Raw genomic sequence first — 20,930 nt, 5'->3', positions numbered from 1 at the left:
TAAGTTATTTACTGTTATATCAGTGTTATTTTATAATTTATTACTATTTAGTTATTGTGAAAACAATCCGTCTATGCCAAAGTTTTTACTTTTAAATCTAAATATTTTCAATTATCACAGCGTTATACTTCTATCATCTTTAAACTAACGTTTTTACAACTTCTTGACAACGTGGACAAAGATGATCTAATTCACCTACAGAACCTAAATGTTCACTATAATTCCAACATCTTTCACATTTATCGCCTTGTGCCTGTTCAATACGGATATCTCCATGCTGATATGTTATACCATTATCAACTGAATCAACAACTTCAACTTGAGACACAATAAACAATTGATGCAAATCAGCAAATTGTGCTAAGAAGTCAGTAGCATTGTAGTTATCATTGTTTCCAATAATGACTTTCGCTTCTAATGATTTTCCAATGACTTTATCATTACGTGCCGCTTCTAATGCACGATTAACGTCATCACGTAAATACATAAATTGATTCCATTTATCAAGAAGCGCACGATCGACATCAACGACTTCAGGAATATCAGCTAAATGTACACTTTCTTCTTTAACATGTGGCGTATGTGACCAAACTTCTTCAGCAGTATGCACTAAGATTGGTGCTAATAATTTAGTCATATCCACTAAAATTTGATATAACACCGTTTGCATACTACGACGTTTATGTGAATTTTTCTCTTCGATATAAAGAATATCTTTACCATAATCTAAGTAAAAGTTACTTAGTTCAACATTGATGAAGTTTTGAACTTCTTGATAAATATTTAAATAATCGAAGTTATCATAGTGATGGATAGTACTTGCTGTAAATTCTCTTAAACGATTTAAGAGGTAGCGATCAACTTCAAGTAAATCTGATTCTAATACTGCATCTGTATCTGGATTAAAATCATTCACGTTACCTAACATAAATCTTAATGTATTTCTAATTTTACGATAAACATCAGATGTTTGTTTCAAGATTTCATCGGAGATACGTACATCAGCTAAATAGTCCGTACTACTCACCCATAAACGTGCAATGTCAGCACCTTTTTGTTTTACAACTTGGTCTGGAACAATAACGTTACCAAGTGATTTACTCATTTTCTTACCTTCTCCGTCCATAACGAAACCATGAGATAATAAGAATTTATATGGCGCTTGACCTCTCGTAGCTACTGCTGTAGTGATTGAAGAGTTAAACCAACCACGATATTGGTCACTACCTTCAAAGTATAAGTCCGCAGGGAAACTGAGTTCTGGACGTTTTTCTAATACACCTCTATGAGATGAACCTGAATCAAACCAGACATCCATGATATCCGTTTCTTTCGTGAATTCACCGTTAGGACTACCAGGATGCGTAAATCCTTCAGGTAAGAGTTCCTTAGCTTCACGTTCAAACCAAACATTTGAGCCATATTGTTCAAATAAATCAGCAACATGATTAACTGTTTCTTTAGTCATAATAATATCGCCATTTTCCGCATAAAATACTGGTAAAGGTACACCCCAAACACGTTGACGTGAGATGACCCATTCACCACGGTCACGAATCATATTATAAATACGCGTTTTACCCCAGTTAACTTTAAATTCAGTTTCTTCTATAGCATCTAAAATATCTTGTCTTACTTTATTGATTGATGCGAACCACTGAGGTGTTGCTCGGAAAATAACTGGTTTTTTTGTACGCCAGTCATGTGGATAACTATGTGTAATAAAGCTTAATTTTAATAATGCATCTTTTTCAGTTAATAAATCAGTAACTGCTTTATTAGCTTTGTCATAAAACATACCTTCAAATTGACCGCCTTCTTCTGTGAAGACACCTTTATCGTTTAGCGGACTAATAACTGGCAAGCCGTATTTTTGTCCTACGATATAGTCATCTTCACCGTGTCCAGGAGCGGTATGAACACAACCTGTACCTGCATCTGTTGTAACATGGTTACCATTGATAACTAATGAGACACGGTCTAAGAACGGATGTTGTGCTTCGACATATTCTAGTTCTTTACCCATAAACTCTTTCTCTAATTTGATGTGATTTTTATCCCAGTCTAATGCTTCAGCAACTTCGTCAGCTAATGCTTCGGCAATAATATATTTTTTGCCATTCACATTATACTGACCATATTTAAGTTCTGGATGAACTGTAATAGCAACGTTTGATGGAATTGTCCAAGGTGTAGTTGTCCAAATAATGAATTGTGCATCTTCATCAACAACGCCTTTTGAATCTTTGACATCAAATGCAACATAAATAGATGCTGAGCGTTTATCATGATATTCAATTTCTGCTTCAGCAAGTGATGATTCACTTGATGGTGACCAGTAGACTGGCTTTTTACCTTTATAGATTAGGCCTTTGTCAGCCATTTCACCGAATAGGCGAATTTGAGCTGCTTCGTATTCTGGTTTTAAAGTGATATAAGGATTATTGAAATCTCCACGAACCCCTAAACTTTTAAAATCTTTCTTTTGTAATTCTACTTGCTCAAGCGCAAATTCTTTACATTTTTCTCTGAATTCGGCAATTGACATTTTTTTGCGGTCTACACCTTTTTTGGTCAATGCTTGTTCTATAGGTAAGCCATGCGTGTCCCATCCTGGCACGAAAGGTGCATAATACCCTTGCATTGTTTTATATCGGACAATAAAATCTTTAATAATTTTATTTAAAGCATGTCCCATATGAAGATTACCATTTGCATATGGCGGACCATCATGAAGTATATATGTTTGATTACCTTTATTTTTAGCTAAAGCTTTTTGATATTGATTGTCAGCGTCCCATTTTTCTTGTATTTGAGGCTCTTTTTTCGGTAAACCTCCTCGCATTGGAAAATCTGTTTTAGGCATTAATAATGTTTCTTTATAATTCATACTATTACTCACTCCTTATAATTAAAAAAGAACTCTAAGTTCAATTAATAGGGACGGAAAATGCCGCGGTACCACCCTGCTTAACTCAACTTAGAGCTCTCTCTTGTCATAATTCTTTTTTATTAAATCAGTGATATAAGAAGTCATCGTTTGTCAGGCTTCCACCAACTCCTGACTCGCTTTAAAACGTGATATCCTTCTTACGTGTCTGACTTAAATATTATTCATTATTTAGGTGATGACTGATCAGTGTTATCTTGCGTTGTTTCATCTTCTGCTGATTGAGATGTATGATCTGGTTGCTGCTGTTCAGCTTTAAGTTGTCGTTCTTCTGCTGTTAAATCTTGATCATTTAAATGTTGCACGTTCTCTCGTGTAATTTGTTCAGCATCTAAATCATAGTTTAATAAGTAGTCCCAATCATCATTTTTTAATAAATCAAGCTGCGCCTCAACTAACATGCGGAAGCGTGATCTAAACACTTTAGATTGACGTTTCATATCTTCAGTTTGGAATGATAAGCGACGTGCCTTTTCGATAGCATCGTTAACAATTTGATCTGCTTTCGCTTGTGCTTGTGCCAACGTTGCTTCAGCTTGCTTTTCAGCTGCTGCTTTCGTTTGTTCACCTGCTTGTTGCGCTTGAACAAGTGCATCACTTACAGATTGATGAACACTTTGATAAGACTTAATATTAGTATCGCGCTCTTCTATCACTTTTTCAAGTTGTTTTTTATCTTCTTTAAGTCTTTCAATTTCATTGCTTAATTGTTTTAAATAATCACTCACTTCTTCAGGTTCAAGACCATTTTTTACACGAGTGAATTCTTTATTTATAATTTCATTAGGTGTAAAAGGCATGCTATATCCTCCTTCGATTTACACTATTTAAATAATGTTTGATACGTAATGTAGTATTTATCCTTTTTAGTTCTACCACCGATTTCCAACAATTGTGCACGCCCATAGCCTTGAATAGATAATAAGTCATTAGGCTCCAGCTGAAAATCCGATGCTTCAACAATTGTATGATTCACCTTGACGCGTTTTTTCTCAATCAATTGTTTCGCAATTGACCTTGATTTATGAATCATATCTTTTAATACAACGTCTAAGCGCATTGCGCTGACTGTAGTATGTTGAATTTTCCAATTCTCTTCTGATTGTATCATATCTTGTAATGGAATAGAATTAAGTTTTACTGTTGCGCCTTTAATTCGAGTTAATTCCATCATGATATACGATTCTAACTGTCTTGTCAAAACAAATTGAATACGTTGCGCAACATGTATATCTCCTACTTGCTCTCGTTCAATACCTAAAGACATTAATGTTCCCAGCACATGTTGATGTTGCAACGTAACAAATTTTTCCGGATAGTCAATCTCTAAACAACATAACTCAAAGTCTTCAACACGCGGTTCATAATATGACGGGGCAATGATAGCTCGCTGTCTTTCTGCATAAAGCCCACCATTAAATGCGACTTGTATATCTTCATAACTTCCCACTATCACTGATAGTATATATTGTCCTCTTGGATCTAGAAAATTTGTTAATACCGGGGCATATTGTTGTGCTGCCTGATCGCATTTGTCAATTAATCGATCTATAAGCTCATGTTCTTCAGGTCGAAAATGCTGATAAATATCGATGATAAGTCCTCCTAAACGTACCAATAAAGTTCGATAACGTAATAAAACGAGGTTAAGTAGATTGTACTTCCCTCGTTTAACCGCAACTAATGCGCAGCTACATAAATAAGAATTGCTCTAAATATACTATCTAGTCCCCATTGGAATAAAATAAGTACAAAGAGTGCTACTAAAGATGAAATATCTATCATACCAAGAGGTGGAATGATTTTTCTGAAAGGTTCTAAATACGGTTCATAAATACTACTCAAAAAGCGGCCTACGACCGACTCACGTATATTAGGAACCCATGAAGTAAAGAAATAAATAATCATACCAAAATAATAAACAGTAACTAAAAATGATATGAAGTTAAATATCGTTGCTAACAAGCTAATGCTCATATTTAATCTCCTTATTCGTACGGTTGTTCCATATTTTCAATATGGTCTGTAATACTACCAGCCACTTCAACATTGTCCGGTGTGCATAAGAAGATATCTGTGCCCACGCGTTGGATATCGCCGCCAATAGCATAAACTGTTCCACTTAAAAAGTCTATAATACGTTTAGCTGATACTTTATCGATTCTTTGTAAATTAACTAATGTTGCGCGTCGATTTTTTAATTCGTCTGCAATATCTTGTGTATCAGAAAAGACACGTGGTTCAAATAAACACATTTTAGAACTTTCTTGTGACGAATAGTCTGATGATTGATCCATAGTAACGACGTTTTTAGAGCCTGATTTTGATAGTGTGTTCATTCGATAATTCCTTTCTTCATTATTTTGATTTCTTGAAGATCTTCTATTAGGTACTGATCTTAGTTCGCTTTGATTAGCTGAGAAATTCGAATTTGACTGTGTTGCTTGTGGTGTACGTGATTGTGATGGTTTTTGTGATTCTTTTTCACGATATTGTTCTGGTTCTTCGACAACTTCTTCTTCGTCAGTAAACTCGAAGAAATTATTAAATAAATCTTTAATTGCCACTGATGGCTCACTCCTATTCTCCTACCAATTTAGTTCCAATTCTTATATATGTTGCGCCTTCTTCAACTGCTACAGGGTAATCATTACTCATTCCCATAGATAATTCCGTACACGGTGCATAAGTTAATTGTCGTTGTTGTATGTCATCCCGTTTTAATCTTAATTTCTTAAATAATTCTTGAATATATTGTGTATCATCTGTAAATGGTGCCATTGTCATCAAGCCTACAATTTTAATATTCTCATAAGCTTTAATATCATCTATAAACTTGTCCACTTCATTTAAATGGATTCCATGTTTAGACGCTTCACCTGAAACATTAACTTGTAAAAAACAAGAAATAGTATGGTTCGCACGTTTGTTGATTTCTTTAGCTAAACTCATTCGATCTAGCGCATGGAAATAATCAACTTCATTGATGACATCTTTAACTTTCCTAGATTGCAATGAACCAATAAAATGCATAACAGCATCTTCTGGTAATGCAGCTTTCTTTTCTAAAAATCCTTCTAAGCGATTTTCACCAAAATGTCTCAAACCTGCATCGTATGCTTCTTTAGCTCGCTCTATTGTAACATATTTTGTAACTGCTATCACATTGATATGGCTATCTATTGTGCTTTTTTTCTTATGACTTTCAATTTCTTGTTGAATATGTGCTAAATTGGATTTCACATCCATATCTATTCATCGCCTTCCTTACTTGCGTCCGATAAAAGCTAACATTCTACCTGTATGCCCTTCTTCAAGTCGATATGAGAAAAAGAGATTTAAATCTTCAGACGTTGCATATTGTGTAATATAAATATTATTTTGAGGTACTCCCATAGATTGTAATAGTAATGCATTGGCTTTTTTCAAGTCAATGCCATGACGATTCGTTCCTCGTGTCTCAATATAACATTGACTATCAATCGGCAGCGTTTCAAACTTTTCTTTAATTTCATCATTGATTTCATAAGAATTAGACGTTGCAGGTCCTATAACAACTTGCAAGTCAGATAACGGAAATTTAATTTGATTTATCATTTCAATAACGATTTGACCATATGTTCCTCTCCAACCAGCATGCGCTAAACCTACAAAGTCATGAGATTCACTATAAAAGTATATCGGTACACAATCCGCATAACACATCGTCAGCAGTACATTTGAGTCATAAGTATATAGGCCATCAATACCATATAGCTTGTGACTAAGCGCATCGATATTTGTACCTTGGTCTCGTACGGTAACCTCAGCCACTTTGTTCTCGTGTGTTTGTATTGGAAATACCCAATGCGCTCTAGGGAAATCAATAGCTGCTGCTAATAGCTGCTGGTGCTTAGTCACATGTTCTGGCGCATCATCAATATAACGAGCCATATTAAATGCTCGTTCTGGATAAGGGCTGCTACCGCCTTCTCTTGTAGTAAAACCTAACGTTACATGTTCAAGTTTGTCATCTTCATATCGCAATAGATGTGGTTCTTTTTTAAATCTATCTTTCATATCAAGCACCTCAATTTAACCGTCTTCTTCGCAGTTATAAGCAACGTATACATTACAATTATATACTAAAATTACAGTGATTTTAAGATTAAAATAAAAAGTCATCAGACCGCTATGACCCGATGACTTTTTATGAATTTTGTATTTTTCTTTAGATTAACGTCTTGTTCTTCTAGAACGTCTTTCTTCTCTATTTCTAATAAAGCTAGGAATGTCATCATCCTTAGTCGTTTGCGTACGCTCTGCTGAAGCTTCAGTGTTACGTGAAGAATGATTCGCCTTGAAAGAAGGCTCTTCTTTAGTTGTATTTGCTGTTCCAGGTGCACTTGAAGATGGCGCGCTTGAACCAAAGCCAGTGTTTGCTTTACGTCCTTGTGTTGACGGTTTATCTTCGAAACCTGTTGCAATAACTGTGACAACAATTTCATCTTGTAATTCTGGATTAATAACTGTACCGAAAATCATATTAACATCTTCGTCAGCAGCATCTTGAACAATATCTGCAGCTTCTTGTGCTTCGAATAATGATAATGATTCGCCACCAGTAATATTCATTAACACACCTTGAGCACCAACAATAGATGTTTCAAGTAATGGTGATGAAATTGCTTTTTTAGCAGCTTCAACAGCTCTATTTTCACCTGATGACACACCAATTCCCATTAATGCAGAGCCTTGGTTAGACATGATTGTTTTAACATCAGCAAAGTCTAAGTTAACTTCACCAGATACAGCGATTAAGTCAGAAATACCTTGTACACCTTGACGTAATACATTGTCTGCTTCTTTAAATGCTTCCATCATAGGTGTAGATTTATCTACGATATCTAATAAGCGATCGTTTGGAATAACGATTAATGTATCAACAGCTGCTTTCATTGCTTCAACACCAGCTGCTGCTTGAGTTGAACGCTTACGTCCTTCAAAGCCGAATGGACGAGTAACAACACCAACTGTTAATGCACCCATTTCTTTAGCTATTTTCGCTACAACTGGCGCAGCACCTGTACCAGTTCCGCCACCCATACCAGCAGTAACAAATACCATGTCTGCACCTTGAATGGCATCTTCAATTTGTTCACGAGATTCTTCAGCAGCTTTTTTCCCAATTTCAGGGTTTGCGCCAGCACCTAAACCACGTGTTAATTTTTCACCAATTTGAATTTTAGCTTCAGCTTTTGATAAGTTTAAAGCTTGTCCATCTGTATTAATAGCAATGAATTCCACATTGTTCATACCATGGTCAATCATACGATTTACCGCGTTATTTCCGCCGCCACCTACACCGATGACTTTTAGTGTCGCTAAATGATTAAATCCTTGTTCAAATTCTAACATTTAATTTTCCTCCTAGTTTTTATGGCCAATCATTCAAATAGAGATTTCATAAGTTTTTTAAATTTACTTTCTTCTTTATCAGATTTATCGTGCCCATCATGATGTTCTTCTTCAGAATTTTGATCTGTTGTATGGTCATCGTAATTTTCATGGTATTCTGGCTCATCTTTATTTTGTGTAGAATCATTTTTATTTGATTTACCTTTGAACCAGTTAAAACCAATTGATCTAGAAGTATTTTCTTTTTCTTCAGAAGCGATGACTTCTTCTTCAAATTCCTCATTATCTTGATAATTTATTGTAACATAATCTAATAATTCATCAAAAGTGATACTGCTAGAAATTGTAGAAATTGCAGATGTAAATTCAGGTTTTCTTATACCCATTTGTGATGGTGTATGTATTCTGATTTTTTCAGTTACTAATATAGTTAGTAAATCTTTCACACCTAATAAATTAGATGATCCACCTGTAACAACAAATCCGCCATTCACTCGTGTCAATTCTAAATTAATTAGAATATCAAATACGCAATTGAAAATGTCTTCCATTGTTGCTTGAATAATGTGACTTAAATCTTTTTGAGAATATTCTACCGTTTCTTCACTATCAACTTGATCTACAGTAAATACATCTTGATCTGAAGCGCTTTCTGCATAAGCATGTCCATATTGTTGCTTAATCTTTTCAGCCGTTTCATATGAAGTATTGAATGCTTCTGCAATATCACTGGTTATATCTCTACCAGCAAGTTTAATTGAAGCAGCATCAAGTAATTCACCACGTTCATAGAAAGCTACCTGTGTTAAATCTTCACCAATATCAATAACACATGTGCCTAGTTCCTTTTCCATTGCGGATAAAATGAAACCGTAATTATAAGCATCAGAATAAACATCTAATACATCTACGCCACATGCTTCAACACATTTGATCATATTGATTAAAATTGATTTTTCAATTGCAATCACGCCTGCTTCAACTTTAAGAGAATGTCTTGCAATAATTTCTTTAGGATCTGAAACTTCGTTATTCCCGTCTAAGATAAATTTACTAGGAAATACGTTAATAATTTCCGTACCAGGGACATCATTTTTATCCCGAATACCATCTAAAACACTTTCAATGTGTGTGCCATTAATCTCAGTATCTTCATAAAATTCAATTTCATTAGTTTCATCGAACACTTCTGTTGAAACGATTGGCAATTTTAAAAACACTTCTTTAATATCTACACCAGAAGCAATAGAAGCCTTTTTGAGCGTATCTTTAATCGCTTGTTTCGCAATGTCAAAATCGTCAATCAGACCGTTTTTAATACCATTTGTGTAGGTTTGTCCTGTACCTATCACATTTATACCATTGTGAAATTTTTCGCCTACTATTATTTTTACGCTTGATGAACCAATATCTACACTAACGTAGTAATGTTCCTCCATAGATAGGCACCTCCTGACAAATTACTATTAAAATGCACTATGTTTAGTTTACAATACGTCGTTACACTTGTGAACTATAAAGACATAATATATCGGAATTTTTTAATTATTTTTTTTAGATTGTTCGTTTATTTTGTTAAGTACACTTTGTAATTCACTTTTTGCCTCATTTTCTTGCTGAGAGTTTTTTGTCACATCTTGTTCAGTTTGTGATTGTTGTGCTTCTTGATTTTTATAAGGTATGAACGATGCTCCTACTGATAAATCAATGTATCCATCTGTTGTTAAGTTACCTGATTGATCACGTGACAACGATTGAGACATTTGTGGGTAGTACTTCATTTTATCTGCTATCGTTTTAATATTGCCAATTACTTGCATATCATCTTTCGTATACAATTTAATTCGATTTTGCTTATTCTTTTGTGGTTCGTATGTTACTTCAGCAATCATACTTCTAATTTTAGGAGACATTTCCGCTAAGGCGTGAACAATTTCTTGTTTTTTATCACCTTTAAAACCTTCAATGATAGGTCCTCGGTCTGTTAATTGCCCTTTATAGTTTTTTAATTCCGTATTCCCTTCTAATATTGGAATATAATCATCCTTATCTTTAATCATACCTACAACTTGATTTTCTTCTATTGTAACAGATAATGTATTCGGCAAATGTTTCTGTATATCAACATTTTTTATCAAAGGATTGTCTTTTAATTTGGCCTTAGCCTTACTATTACTAAATGTATACATTCTTTCGCCACTATTCGCATTTAATTGCTTATTTATTTCTGATGTTGATACATTATGATTACCTTTAATTGTTACATTTGCTATGCGACTAATTGGCGTAAACATATAAAACAGAAAAAGTATGATGATAAGGATCAGCGCTGTTATAACAATGTATTGGATTGTCTTTTGACGTTTTCTACGCTGTCGTCTTTTTTGTTCTCTTAGTTCTTCAGGTGTAAGTGGCGGCGGTTTCTCAATATCTTCATTATCTTCTGTCACATCGCCGTCATCAGTATTATGTTGGATTGCTGTATCATCTTGTGTTGTACTGGATAAGTCTTCTTTAGATGGTTCATTTTGTTGCTCATGCAGATTGTTTTCTAAAGCACTGTTGTTTATTTCATCTTCTGTGTTTTGGATTTCCTCATTATTTTCATGTTGTGTAGCCGTGTTGATGTGATTTGAAGAATCATGATTGTCTATGTTTGATTGTGTGTTATCTTCTTGCTCCGTTGAAGTATCGAAGTTGTCTTTATCGCTAAATAAGCGGTTTCGTCTGCGCTTTGTACTAGATTTACGGCGCTGTCGTTCAAAATCGTTGGCATTGATATGTCTTATTTTACTATCTGATTTTTGTTCATCCATGTTTATTCACACCCTTTAATATGATGGTAAGTGTGCTTTAAAACTTTCAATAAATTTATCCCCTCGTTCTTCAAAGGTTTGATATTGATCCCAACTTGCACAAGCCGGAGAGAGTAATACGACATCATTTGGTTCTATCACATCTTGTACTTTATCGACTGCATCTGTAACATCTGTGGCTTTAATTACATATTTACCTTGACTCGTTCCTAATTTAACAAATTTCTCTTGTGTTTCGCCAAACACAACCATTACTCTGACATGTTTCATATAAGGAATTAGTTCATCAAAATCGTTACCTCTATCTAACCCACCACATAACCAAATGATAGGTTGATTAAATGAATTAAGCGCGAATTGTGTTGCTAATGTATTAGTAGCCTTTGAGTCATTGTAATATTTATTAGTTCGATTTGTACCAATATACTGCAGTCTATGTTCAATGCCTGAGAATGTAGTCAAACTATCAATGATAGCTTTAACAGGAACACCTGCCAATAATGATGCTAAGACTGCCGCCAAAATATTTTCCAAATTATGTTCACCAGGTAACACTAAATCATCAATATTTATAATTCGCACGCCTTTATAAATAATAAAGTTATCTTTAATATAAATGCCATCTACTTCTTGTTGTGTAGAAAAATAAAGTGTCTTAGCTTTTAATTGTTCTGATTCAATCAAATGGCGTTGGTGATAATTACAAATAAGATAATCATCTGCTGTTTGATTTTTATATATTTGCTTTTTAGCATTTTGATAATTTTCAAGTGTACCGTGATAGTCTAAATGCGCCGAATAAATATTTGTAATAATAGCGATGTGTGGACGATACTTATCTATGCCTAGTAATTGGAATGAAGACAATTCTGTAATTAAATATTCATCTGGGTGTGTATCTTGAGCGACTTTTGATGCAACATAACCAATGTTACCAGATAAGCGTCCAGTCAACCTGCTCTTACTAAACATATCACCTATAAGTGAAGTTGTCGTTGTTTTACCATTTGTACCAGTCACCGCGATAATGGGCGCTTCAGAAACTAGATAGCTTAATTCAACTTCAGTTACGATTTTCAAACCACGTTTTTGCGCTTCGATTAAAATAGGTAAATGATATGGAATTCCTGGATTTTTAACTATCATCGGGCTTTTATCTAATAATGACAGTGGATGTCCACCGCCAACGACTGTAACACCCATTGTTTCCAAGTCTTTTGCATGTGGATCTTGAGATAAATCTTTGCCATCATTAACAGTGACAATAGCTCCAAGTTTAGTCAACAATTTTGCTGCCTCATATCCACTTTTAGCTAAACCAAGAACAAGAACATCTTTATCTTCTAAACCTGTATAATTCTGCATGTTAATGCACTCCAATCCATAAGCCTATAAGTCCTGTAACCAAGCCAACAGTCCAAAAAACAGTAACGACTTTCCATTCGTTCCAACCACACAATTCAAAATGATGATGAATCGGACTCATCTTGAAAATACGCTTTCTAGTTAATTTATAAGAAGCTACTTGTAAAATAACTGATAATGTTTCAGCCACAAATACAAATCCAACAAACAGTAATGATAATTCTGCATTTAACATAATCGACAAGGTAGCAAATATACCACCAAGCGCTAAGCTACCCGTATCCCCCATGAAAACTTTTGCGGGATTAAGATTAAATGGTAAGAAACCTAGTAATGCAAAAATCATGATAACACAAAATGTCCCTATGGCTGGGGAATCTAAGATAAAGCTCATAATCGCGTACATTGTGAATCCAATAATAGACAATCCAGTTGCTAAACCATCTAAGCCATCTGTTAAGTTAACTGCATTGGAAAAACCAACTTGCCAGAAGACAATGAAAATCACGTAGAAAATGGATAAAGGAATGTCCACTTCTGTAAAAGGTATGTGAATCGCAGTTGAAAAATGAATTAAATGGAATACATAACTTAATACAAAAAATATAACTGCAATACCTATTTGAGCCAAAAATTTCTGTTTGCTTGTTAAACCTTGATTGTTTTTCTTTACCACAATGATGTAATCATCAATAAAACCAATCAAACCGAAACCAATTGTTACAAATAATAACAAAATGATTGGATTGGATTTGTCGACGAAGAATACAGCAATGAGCGAAGTTATTATAATGCTAATTAAAAATGTCAATCCACCCATTGTTGGCGTTCCTGTCTTTTTCATATGACTCTCTGGACCCTCTTCTCGTATACTTTGTCCAAATTTCATTCTCTTTAAAGTTGGAATAAGTACAGGTACTAATACGAATGTGATAAGTAGCGCAATAATCGCAAATAAAAAAAGCATAATTTTCTCCTTTTTAACTAAGATACAAAATTTTATACACATCATTTTCACTTTATTATTTTAACAATATGACTAACACTTCACATCATTATTTAGATGTATTTTATGTTGCCATGTGATAAGTAATATTTCATCATTACTCAATGATCTAGCCAGATAATCACGAGGAGAAGAAGCTGACAAACATTGTTATTCTGAAAATTGTTCTACAATTTACTTATAGAACAGGCATAGGGGCTTCTAGCTCCTCCATATCTAGCTGCGCCGTTAAACATAAAGCGCAAAACTGTGTGATACGTGTTTATATCTTAATTTACAAATTAAATTTTTAGTTAACTCACATCATTAATTGAAGCAAGCTAATCTTCACTGTCTTTAGCTGCATTGTCTTGTTGATCTTTTGAATCCTCTTTTGACTCTTTTGACTTAGATGTATCTTTTTTATCTTGCTTTTGGTTATCGGTTGAATCATTCTTATCCGATGAAGTAGCTTGCTCTTCTGATTGACTGCCATCAGCATCTTTTGCTGAAAGTGTAAGCTCAATTTTATCGCTTTTTTTCAGCTTCGTACCATTTGAAATAGACTGGTCAGTAACAAAGCCGGTTCCTTTTGTGATGACTTTAATATTCGTTAAACTTTGGAATGCCAATACGTCATCTTTCGTCCAACCTTTCATATCTGGCATTGTAACATCTCCATCAGTAAGAAGAAGTACTTTACTATGTGGCAATAATTCACTTCCAGATTTGACAGATTGCGTTTTTACTTTTTGACCACTGCCAATAACGATTGGATTTAACGATTTATCTTGTAGTTTGGATTTCGCATCTTGAGTGGCATCACCCTCAACATTTGGAACTTTACTATATTTTGCTTTGTTTGTTTTGTCTTTTGAGCTGCCGACATTTAAATATTTAAGTGTGTTTTCCATAATTGGTTTAAAAGCTTTACTAACACCTAATTCATATGCTTCTTGGTCATTCTTTTGTGCAAGTTTCATGCCCGCATAAACAATGATACGTGGATTTTTCTTAGGTGCATCTCCAATAAAACTTACAAAGTATGGGTTAGGCCCTTTAACATAACCACCGCTTTTTTCATCCGCTACTTGCGCCGTTCCCGTTTTACCTTCGATATCATAGCCTTCTACACGATAATTCTGTGCATGACTTTTTTCACTGTTAACAACTTTATCAAGTTCAGTTTCTACTTTATTGGCTGTCTCTTCAGTTATTGGCTTACCTGCATAAGATTTTTCGCCTTTATAGAAGGTTTTTTTAGAAATAGGATTGTCTACTTTATTCACAAACCATGGTTTCAACATATTTCCCTTATTAAAAAAGGCTGATTGCGCTTGAATCATTTGTACAGGAGTTACAGTCGTTGATTGTCCAAATGCTGATGTTTTTTGTTGTAATTCATTAGACCATGCAATATTACCACTTGCTTCACCATCAAACATGCCGCCAGTCGTTTTACCAAAACCAAAGCGTTCATACCAAGATTTCATCTTATCTGCACCAACTAAATCTTGCAATTGCATCATAAGTGTATTTGAAGAATAAGTAAATCCTTGTGTCATAGGTATTCTACCCCAACCAACTCTATTCCAGTCAGATATTCTTGATCCCATAATATCCATGTGACCTGATTTATACTTTTCATTTGGTTTAAATTTACCTTCTTGAATGGCAGCTGCTAACCCATAAGTCTTAAATGTAGATCCTGGTTCATAAGTGTTTTGATATAAATCATTTGCCCATTTTTTTCCAAAATCTTTCCCCGTTTCAGGATTAAATGTAGGTCGTTGACTAAAAGCTAAAATCTCACCTGTTTTAGCATCCATTACAACGGCAAACAAATCTTTAGGTTGATAGCGTTCAACCATACCATCCAAGGCTTCTTCCACAAATACTTGTATATTGGAATCAATCGTTAAATGTACATCATCTCCACGTTTAGGTGAGCTTTCATGTTTCGTGTTTGGTGCAATATACCCCCATATATCTTGTATATATGATAGTGCACCTTTTTTACCATTTAAATAACTATTAAATATCTTTTCAACACCCAGTGCACCATTCAGTTCACCCGTATCTGGATTCTTCTGTGCACGTCCAATTAAATGAGAAGCAAAATTTCCATTTGGATAGAACCGCTCTGTTTCTGGATATAGTGTAATGCCTGGTAAGTTCATCTTTTCAATTTTTTCTTTTTGTTGATACGTCAAATTCGTTCCCTTTTGACCAAACTCAACTTGAAACGCCTTTTTCTGATTTAATTTTTTCTCAATATCATCTGCCTTCATATCGATGACTTCTGCTAATTTTTTAGCAGTTTTCTTTTTATCTACGACATGTCGAGGCTTTTTACTATTTTCACTGGCCTTCTTATCAATCACTGCCGTTAATTTGAAACGCTCAACATCTTCAGCTAACACTTTCCCATTGCGATCATAAATTTTACCGCGTTCGGGTTGTTCTTGATTTTTAACAAGATACGTTTCATTTGCTCGTGTTAGTAAGTCTTGTCCAGAAGAATGTCCGGTCACCATGATATATGAGTATCTTAAAACCAATATAAAAAAGAGCAGTCCGAATAAACTAACAAGGAGGACTGCTCCTAATTTATTTTTTTTAATTTTAATTTTTCGCTTCGCCATCATTACGCACTACCTTTACATTATCATTCTTAAGGCTCATACCTTGTGCTTTTGCCTTATCGTAAATGCGTTCATAAGAAGAATTCTTTTTAATTTCAGATTTAAGTGCGCTGTTCTCACTTGTTTGCTTTTCAATCTTTTGATCTAAATCTGCAATCTTTCCTCGCGTATCATACGCATCCATTTTTAAAGATAGCACATAAATACTAATCAAGGCAATGACAGTAATCAATGATATGTATAAGACCTTTTCAAATCTAGTAAGTTGTACAACTACTTTTCTTTTTACAGTTTGTCTTCTTGGTTCTGCTTGTGGTTGTTGTTTAGGAATGCTTGTTTGAGAAACATCCTGATATGGTTGGTAAATTTTTTCTACAGCCATCGTCCATTACTCCTTATTTCAATATTTCTGCAACACGTAATTTGGCGCTACGTGCCCGATTGTTTTGATTTAAATCTTCTTCAGTAGCAGTGATAGGTTTCCGATTAACTCTTTTTAACTTTGGTGTGTATTCTTCTGGAATAATTGGTAAACCTCTGGGTACCTCTGGACCCTTCTCATATTCTTGGAAAATCTGTTTGCATAATCGATCTTCTAATGAATGGAAAGTAATTACTGAAATGCGTCCATTAACCTTTACAAGTTCAATTGCCTGTTCAATTGAATCTTCAAATGCTGACAATTCATCGTTGACGGCAATTCGAATGGCTTGGAACACCCTTTTAGCTGGGTGACCACCTTTTCGTCTCGCTTTGGCAGGTATCCCTTCTTTAATCACATCAACCAGTTGTAATGTCGTTTCTATAGGCTGTAATTCGCGATGTGCTTCAATGCGCCGTGCAATTTGTTTTGAAAATTTTTCTTCACCATAGCGATAGAATATTTTTACTAATGCTTCATATGACCATTCATTTACCACTTCATAAGCACTAAGCGTTTGTGTTCGATCCATACGCATATCTAATTTCGCATCATGGTGATAACTAAATCCTCTTTCCGGGACATCTAACTGTGGACTTGAAACACCCAAGTCATAGTAAATGCCATCTACTTTTTCAATATTTAGTTCTTTTAAAATGTGTGTGAGTTCTCGAAAGTTATTATGAACAAAGGTCACTTTATGTAGATGCGCTTTAAGCACTTCCTTTGCGTTATCTATTGCTGTTGTATCTTGATCAATAGCAATCAAATGACCTTCATCATTGAGCTGATTTAATAAATAAAGGGCATGTCCTGCGCCGCCTAGCGTACAATCTACGTATACACCATCAGGCTTTATATTTAAGTAATCTATGGTTTCGTTAAGCATAACGCTGACATGATGAAACACGTTTATTCCCCCATTTAAAAATCAAAATCTATTAAATCTTCAGCAATATCCTCGAAACTATCTTCTGATTCTTCATAGAAATCATTCCATGTTTCGCGGTCCCAAATCTCGATTCGATTTGACACCCCTATTACTGTACATTCTTTTGTTAAGTTGGCGTATTTTCTCAAATTTTGAGGTATGTTAATACGTCCTTGTTTATCTAGTTCTACTTCAATCGCACCAGAGAAGAACATACGCATAAACTTACGTGCATCCTTTTTAGTCATTGGTAAGGTTTTCATTTTCTCTTCAATTTGTTGCCATTCTTCTAACGTGTAACCAAATAAACATTTATCAAGGCCTCGAGTGATAATAAAACGCTCATTGAGGTCATAACGAAACTTGGACGGAATAATCATTCGTCCTTTTGTATCTAATTGATGATCGTATTCTCCCATGAACATTTTTTCTCACCTCACCTTATTTATAATTTACCACATCTCACCACTATCCTCCACTAATTCTGTAAAATATCTTAAAATTTATAAAAAAAGACATAAAAAAACCGTTTCGCCAAAAAGACGAAACGGCTATAAACCTTGATATATCAAGGTTTTACAACAATATGATCAAAAGTGTAAGAAAGTGGTGGATAGGTGGAGGGGTTGAACACATCCATCCCAAAATCATTCATTATTTGTAATGGATTCCATATTCTTTCTTGGAGTCCTCCCATTGGATGGAGTGATTCACTGATTTCCTTAAAGTGTTTCATGCTAATCACATTTTCACGTTCAATATTTAATAAGTATCTTTGTTCTAAATAATTAAGTTGTTTATGGTGGATTTCATGATTTTTATCAACTAAGTTACTATTATTTTGGTTATGTTGTACTTCTCGCTTTAATTTTTGATACATTTCTTCATGAATCTCTTTTAATTGTGAAACTTGATCTAAAAATGTTTGCGATGCTTGTTCACGTATAAATTTTTGACGCTTTTCTTCAATTCCATTAGTTAATACATCAGCTATATCTAATTGGTATTGTTGTAAAAGTTTCTCTATTCTAGTATAGAGATAAGTTATTTTTATACGCGGTAATACAATAGGCATTTCCACATCTAACGTGTTAAATACTTCGCTTAATTCTGCCCAATATTTAATTTCACTTGGGCCACCTATAAACGCTACAGTATTGAAGAGCCATTCTTCCATTACTGGACGTGTAACAACATTATTTGAGAATTGCGCTGGATTTTGTTCAATCAAGTCTAATAATTCATCTTCACGATAAGTAACTTCTGATTTACTTAACTTATAAATACCATTTTCTTCCGTAAGTAATTGTCTCATATTATCCTGATGTAAAAATAAATGGACGTTTGTGTCAGTCACAATCATCTTTGATAGTTTATTGTTTTCAGTCTCACGTTGCTTTTGATGAAATGCTTTATTTATATCATTATGTTTGCGCAACATATCCTTTAAAATAGGACGTTCTAACTTTCTAAGTGGCTCATATTGCGCATCTATAAATAACACACCATACACTTTGAACACTTCATGTACAAGTGCTTTAAACATATTCGACCACGTGTCATAGCGTTCTATGATTTGCAAACACATATGATACAATTCAGCAGTATGTGTTGTTTCAGCTAATTCCTTGAAATATGCTTGCAGTGCATTTTTCATTTGAACTTTGTCCGGGACATATCGACTTACGTTACTTTCCGGTGGAGTCAAAGTATGATATTTAATCTTTTCCACAGAAGCCAATTGTTGATCATAAGCAAAAGTATGATTAACTTCATCAAAATCATGGTCTTCCCCAGCTATCCAGAATACTGGAACAACGCTACAATCATAGCGCTCTCGCAACTCATTAGATAACGTTATCAAAGAAAATATCTTGTGAAAAGTATATAAAGGTCCTCCAAACAAACCAGCTTGTTGACCACCAATAACAACTTTAGCCCCTGCTGCTAAGTTATCAATATTTTTTTGCTGTTGCTCTGATAAAGTTAAATCCGACATATAATCTTGAATAATTTGTGCAAGTTGTTGTTCTCTACCATTATTAGGCTTGTTCATCTTAACATCAAAACTTGTTTTCTTCATCGCATCATACTGGAAAAATGATGTTAGCGATGGATCACTGTTTTTTAATTTTGTCATGAATGAATCATTATCATGTAATTTAGTAATTAAACAGTCCATACATTTTCTCCTTCAGTATCGCTATTATGAATACAGTATAAAGATTATACAACACATTGACAATTTAACGGCTTACACTTTTTAAAATTTTCGGTGCTTCGTGTTTCAAAACTAAATGAATTACACATATTTTTTAGGGTATAGTAAAATAAAGATGCTAAGGGGGATATGTTATGGTAGAAATTAAACGATTAGAAATTAATTATAAAACAGATGAACTTTTTGAAGCTTTTCGAGAGTATGGCAATAAGGATTTATATATGGTCGATGAATTTCAAGGACAAATGATTGATGCAAGTTCTGAAACACCTTTCTATGGCATTTTTCACGGAGATAACTTGGTAGCGCGCATGGCACTATTGCGTAAAGGTGACGTGGAAGAACTTTATTTCCCAGATTACGATAATTACATACTACTGTGGAAATTAGAAGTGCTCCCCGAATATCAGCATCATGGCTATGGACGTGCACTCATTGACTTTGCTAAAGAGAAAGGTCTTCCAATCAAAGCTATTGGACGCAATCAATCAAAAGATTTCTTTACTAAATTAGGATTTGAAGACGTAAACGCTAAAAATCCAGAAGGCCATGACGTGTTAATATGGTCACCTAAAGTTTAAAATGATCAGTTTAGGACATCATTATGTTTTAGACTGTGAACGATATATTGGCAGTAGTTGACTGGATTGAAAATACGCTGATACCTAGTTTTTCCAACCCTAGTCAATCTTGCTGGAGCGGGACTACGAATTCGTAACGAATGCTGTCACGCTCCTTTTTTTGAATGTACTCATATTAAGCTTGAGGACAAAATACATATTGCTGATTAAATTATGTAATTGTGATCATTTATAATAACATTTATATAGTTTTAGCACTCCACATCGTAATCATTTATGTTTTAAAATTAACCGAAATAGATGATAAAGTTATTTCAGCTATTGAACACTTTATTATTTTATAGTGGCACTAAAATATACCTAGCTATTCCGTGACATAAAGTTTTATTTTCTCTTTTTATATAAAATAAAAAATCCCGTGTTACCAATGTTACAAACTAACATGGTAAAACGAGATTAATACAAATAGCGTCCTGGGAGGGATTCGAACCCCCGACCGATGGCTTAGAAGGCCATTGCTCTATCCAGCTGAGCTACCAGGACAAATTTTTAACACAAGAATTATTATATCTAATTCGACGCTATTGCGCAATAGTTACTATCTAAAAAAAGGTTATA

General features: G+C 34.3%; 18 protein-coding genes and 1 tRNA gene. 1 reads left to right on the top strand and 18 read right to left on the bottom strand.

Annotated elements, in window-relative coordinates; translation table 11 throughout:
* Positions 1-139 precede the first annotated feature (139 nt).
* From ileS to bshC, 17 genes are all read right to left on the bottom strand, one after another.
* Positions 140-2,890: an isoleucine--tRNA ligase gene (ileS, locus tag HMPREF2864_RS08310; RefSeq protein ID WP_070545163.1), complete on the bottom strand. Its 2,751-nt coding sequence runs from the start codon at positions 2,888-2,890 to the stop codon at positions 140-142.
* 227 nt (positions 2,891-3,117) lie between these two features.
* The gene (locus HMPREF2864_RS08305) at positions 3,118-3,750 is read right to left on the bottom strand and encodes a DivIVA domain-containing protein (protein WP_002478327.1); all 633 of its coding nucleotides are present in this window, start codon (positions 3,748-3,750) and stop codon (positions 3,118-3,120) included.
* Between the two features lie 23 nt (positions 3,751-3,773).
* A complete protein-coding gene (locus tag HMPREF2864_RS08300; RefSeq protein ID WP_002459355.1) occupies positions 3,774-4,568 on the bottom strand; it encodes a YlmH family RNA-binding protein in 795 nt (264 codons plus the stop codon).
* Positions 4,569-4,630: 62 nt separating this feature from the next.
* Complete coding sequence (locus HMPREF2864_RS08295; RefSeq protein WP_070545165.1) at positions 4,631-4,927, bottom strand: YggT family protein; 297 nt, start codon at positions 4,925-4,927, stop codon at positions 4,631-4,633.
* 11 nt (positions 4,928-4,938) lie between these two features.
* A complete protein-coding gene (locus HMPREF2864_RS08290) occupies positions 4,939-5,517 on the bottom strand; it encodes a cell division protein SepF (protein WP_002459357.1) in 579 nt (192 codons plus the stop codon).
* A gap of 13 nt (positions 5,518-5,530) precedes the next feature.
* Entirely contained in the window at positions 5,531-6,199 is a 669-nt protein-coding gene (locus HMPREF2864_RS08285; protein ID WP_002478328.1) for a YggS family pyridoxal phosphate-dependent enzyme, read from the bottom strand.
* 18 nt (positions 6,200-6,217) lie between these two features.
* Complete coding sequence (gene pgeF, locus HMPREF2864_RS08280; RefSeq protein WP_002459359.1) at positions 6,218-7,009, bottom strand: peptidoglycan editing factor PgeF; 792 nt, start codon at positions 7,007-7,009, stop codon at positions 6,218-6,220.
* A gap of 156 nt (positions 7,010-7,165) precedes the next feature.
* Positions 7,166-8,347 carry a cell division protein FtsZ gene (gene ftsZ, locus HMPREF2864_RS08275; protein ID WP_002459360.1) on the bottom strand — a complete coding sequence of 394 codons (1,182 nt, stop codon included), beginning with the start codon at positions 8,345-8,347 and terminating at the stop codon, positions 7,166-7,168.
* A 29-nt stretch (positions 8,348-8,376) separates the two neighbouring features.
* Positions 8,377-9,786 carry a cell division protein FtsA gene (ftsA, locus tag HMPREF2864_RS08270; RefSeq protein ID WP_002459361.1) on the bottom strand — a complete coding sequence of 470 codons (1,410 nt, stop codon included), beginning with the start codon at positions 9,784-9,786 and terminating at the stop codon, positions 8,377-8,379.
* A 102-nt stretch (positions 9,787-9,888) separates the two neighbouring features.
* Positions 9,889-11,163 carry a cell division protein FtsQ/DivIB gene (locus tag HMPREF2864_RS08265; protein WP_070545167.1) on the bottom strand — a complete coding sequence of 425 codons (1,275 nt, stop codon included), beginning with the start codon at positions 11,161-11,163 and terminating at the stop codon, positions 9,889-9,891.
* A 15-nt stretch (positions 11,164-11,178) separates the two neighbouring features.
* Positions 11,179-12,528, bottom strand: a complete 1,350-nt coding sequence (murD, locus tag HMPREF2864_RS08260) for a UDP-N-acetylmuramoyl-L-alanine--D-glutamate ligase (protein WP_002478330.1) — start codon at positions 12,526-12,528, stop codon at positions 11,179-11,181.
* Between the two features lies 1 nt (position 12,529).
* Positions 12,530-13,495 (bottom strand): phospho-N-acetylmuramoyl-pentapeptide-transferase, encoded by a 966-nt coding sequence (gene mraY / locus HMPREF2864_RS08255; RefSeq protein WP_002493096.1) that lies wholly within the window; start codon positions 13,493-13,495, stop codon positions 12,530-12,532.
* 359 nt (positions 13,496-13,854) lie between these two features.
* Positions 13,855-16,158: a penicillin-binding protein gene (locus HMPREF2864_RS08250; RefSeq protein ID WP_037540435.1), complete on the bottom strand. Its 2,304-nt coding sequence runs from the start codon at positions 16,156-16,158 to the stop codon at positions 13,855-13,857.
* Positions 16,139-16,540 (bottom strand): cell division protein FtsL, encoded by a 402-nt coding sequence (gene ftsL / locus HMPREF2864_RS08245; protein ID WP_002459366.1) that lies wholly within the window; start codon positions 16,538-16,540, stop codon positions 16,139-16,141. The genes HMPREF2864_RS08250 and ftsL overlap by 20 nt, the downstream gene beginning before the upstream one ends.
* Positions 16,541-16,553: 13 nt before the next feature.
* Positions 16,554-17,489 (bottom strand): 16S rRNA (cytosine(1402)-N(4))-methyltransferase RsmH, encoded by a 936-nt coding sequence (gene rsmH, locus HMPREF2864_RS08240; protein WP_002459367.1) that lies wholly within the window; start codon positions 17,487-17,489, stop codon positions 16,554-16,556.
* Positions 17,490-17,503: 14 nt separating this feature from the next.
* Complete coding sequence (gene mraZ, locus HMPREF2864_RS08235) at positions 17,504-17,935, bottom strand: division/cell wall cluster transcriptional repressor MraZ (protein ID WP_002459368.1); 432 nt, start codon at positions 17,933-17,935, stop codon at positions 17,504-17,506.
* A gap of 143 nt (positions 17,936-18,078) precedes the next feature.
* Positions 18,079-19,692 (bottom strand): bacillithiol biosynthesis cysteine-adding enzyme BshC, encoded by a 1,614-nt coding sequence (gene bshC, locus HMPREF2864_RS08230; RefSeq protein WP_070545169.1) that lies wholly within the window; start codon positions 19,690-19,692, stop codon positions 18,079-18,081.
* Between the two features lie 173 nt (positions 19,693-19,865).
* On the opposite strand from bshC, the gene HMPREF2864_RS08225 reads away from it, so the two are divergent.
* Positions 19,866-20,312 carry an N-acetyltransferase gene (locus tag HMPREF2864_RS08225; protein ID WP_002459370.1) on the top strand — a complete coding sequence of 149 codons (447 nt, stop codon included), beginning with the start codon at positions 19,866-19,868 and terminating at the stop codon, positions 20,310-20,312.
* Between the two features lie 469 nt (positions 20,313-20,781).
* Here the strand turns inward: HMPREF2864_RS08225 and HMPREF2864_RS08220 are convergent.
* Positions 20,782-20,855, bottom strand: a tRNA-Arg gene (locus HMPREF2864_RS08220).
* Positions 20,856-20,930: the final 75 nt, after the last annotated feature.

Source organism: Staphylococcus sp. HMSC059F04, from assembly GCF_001812565.1.
Lineage (GTDB): Bacteria > Bacillota > Bacilli > Staphylococcales > Staphylococcaceae > Staphylococcus > Staphylococcus lugdunensis.
The sequence above is the reverse complement of the archived record's forward strand: the minus strand, read 5'-3'. Positions and strand labels throughout refer to the sequence as shown.

Bases quoted from the DNA above. Each gene is read 5' to 3' on its own strand.
- ileS (WP_070545163.1), bottom strand. From the start codon at position 2,890: ATGAATTATAAAGAAACATTATTAATGCCTAAAACAGATTTTCCAATG.
- HMPREF2864_RS08305 (WP_002478327.1), bottom strand. From the start codon at position 3,750: ATGCCTTTTACACCTAATGAAATTATAAATAAAGAATTCACTCGTGTA.
- HMPREF2864_RS08295 (WP_070545165.1), bottom strand. From the start codon at position 4,927: ATGAGCATTAGCTTGTTAGCAACGATATTTAACTTCATATCATTTTTA.
- HMPREF2864_RS08285 (WP_002478328.1), bottom strand. From the start codon at position 6,199: ATGGATGTGAAATCCAATTTAGCACATATTCAACAAGAAATTGAAAGT.
- pgeF (WP_002459359.1), bottom strand. From the start codon at position 7,009: ATGAAAGATAGATTTAAAAAAGAACCACATCTATTGCGATATGAAGAT.
- ftsZ (WP_002459360.1), bottom strand. From the start codon at position 8,347: ATGTTAGAATTTGAACAAGGATTTAATCATTTAGCGACACTAAAAGTC.
- ftsA (WP_002459361.1), bottom strand. From the start codon at position 9,786: ATGGAGGAACATTACTACGTTAGTGTAGATATTGGTTCATCAAGCGTA.
- HMPREF2864_RS08265 (WP_070545167.1), bottom strand. From the start codon at position 11,163: ATGGATGAACAAAAATCAGATAGTAAAATAAGACATATCAATGCCAAC.
- murD (WP_002478330.1), bottom strand. From the start codon at position 12,528: ATGCAGAATTATACAGGTTTAGAAGATAAAGATGTTCTTGTTCTTGGT.
- mraY (WP_002493096.1), bottom strand. From the start codon at position 13,495: ATGCTTTTTTTATTTGCGATTATTGCGCTACTTATCACATTCGTATTA.
- HMPREF2864_RS08250 (WP_037540435.1), bottom strand. From the start codon at position 16,158: ATGGCGAAGCGAAAAATTAAAATTAAAAAAAATAAATTAGGAGCAGTC.
- ftsL (WP_002459366.1), bottom strand. From the start codon at position 16,540: ATGGCTGTAGAAAAAATTTACCAACCATATCAGGATGTTTCTCAAACA.
- mraZ (WP_002459368.1), bottom strand. From the start codon at position 17,935: ATGTTCATGGGAGAATACGATCATCAATTAGATACAAAAGGACGAATG.
- bshC (WP_070545169.1), bottom strand. From the start codon at position 19,692: ATGGACTGTTTAATTACTAAATTACATGATAATGATTCATTCATGACA.
- HMPREF2864_RS08225 (WP_002459370.1), top strand. From the start codon at position 19,866: ATGGTAGAAATTAAACGATTAGAAATTAATTATAAAACAGATGAACTT.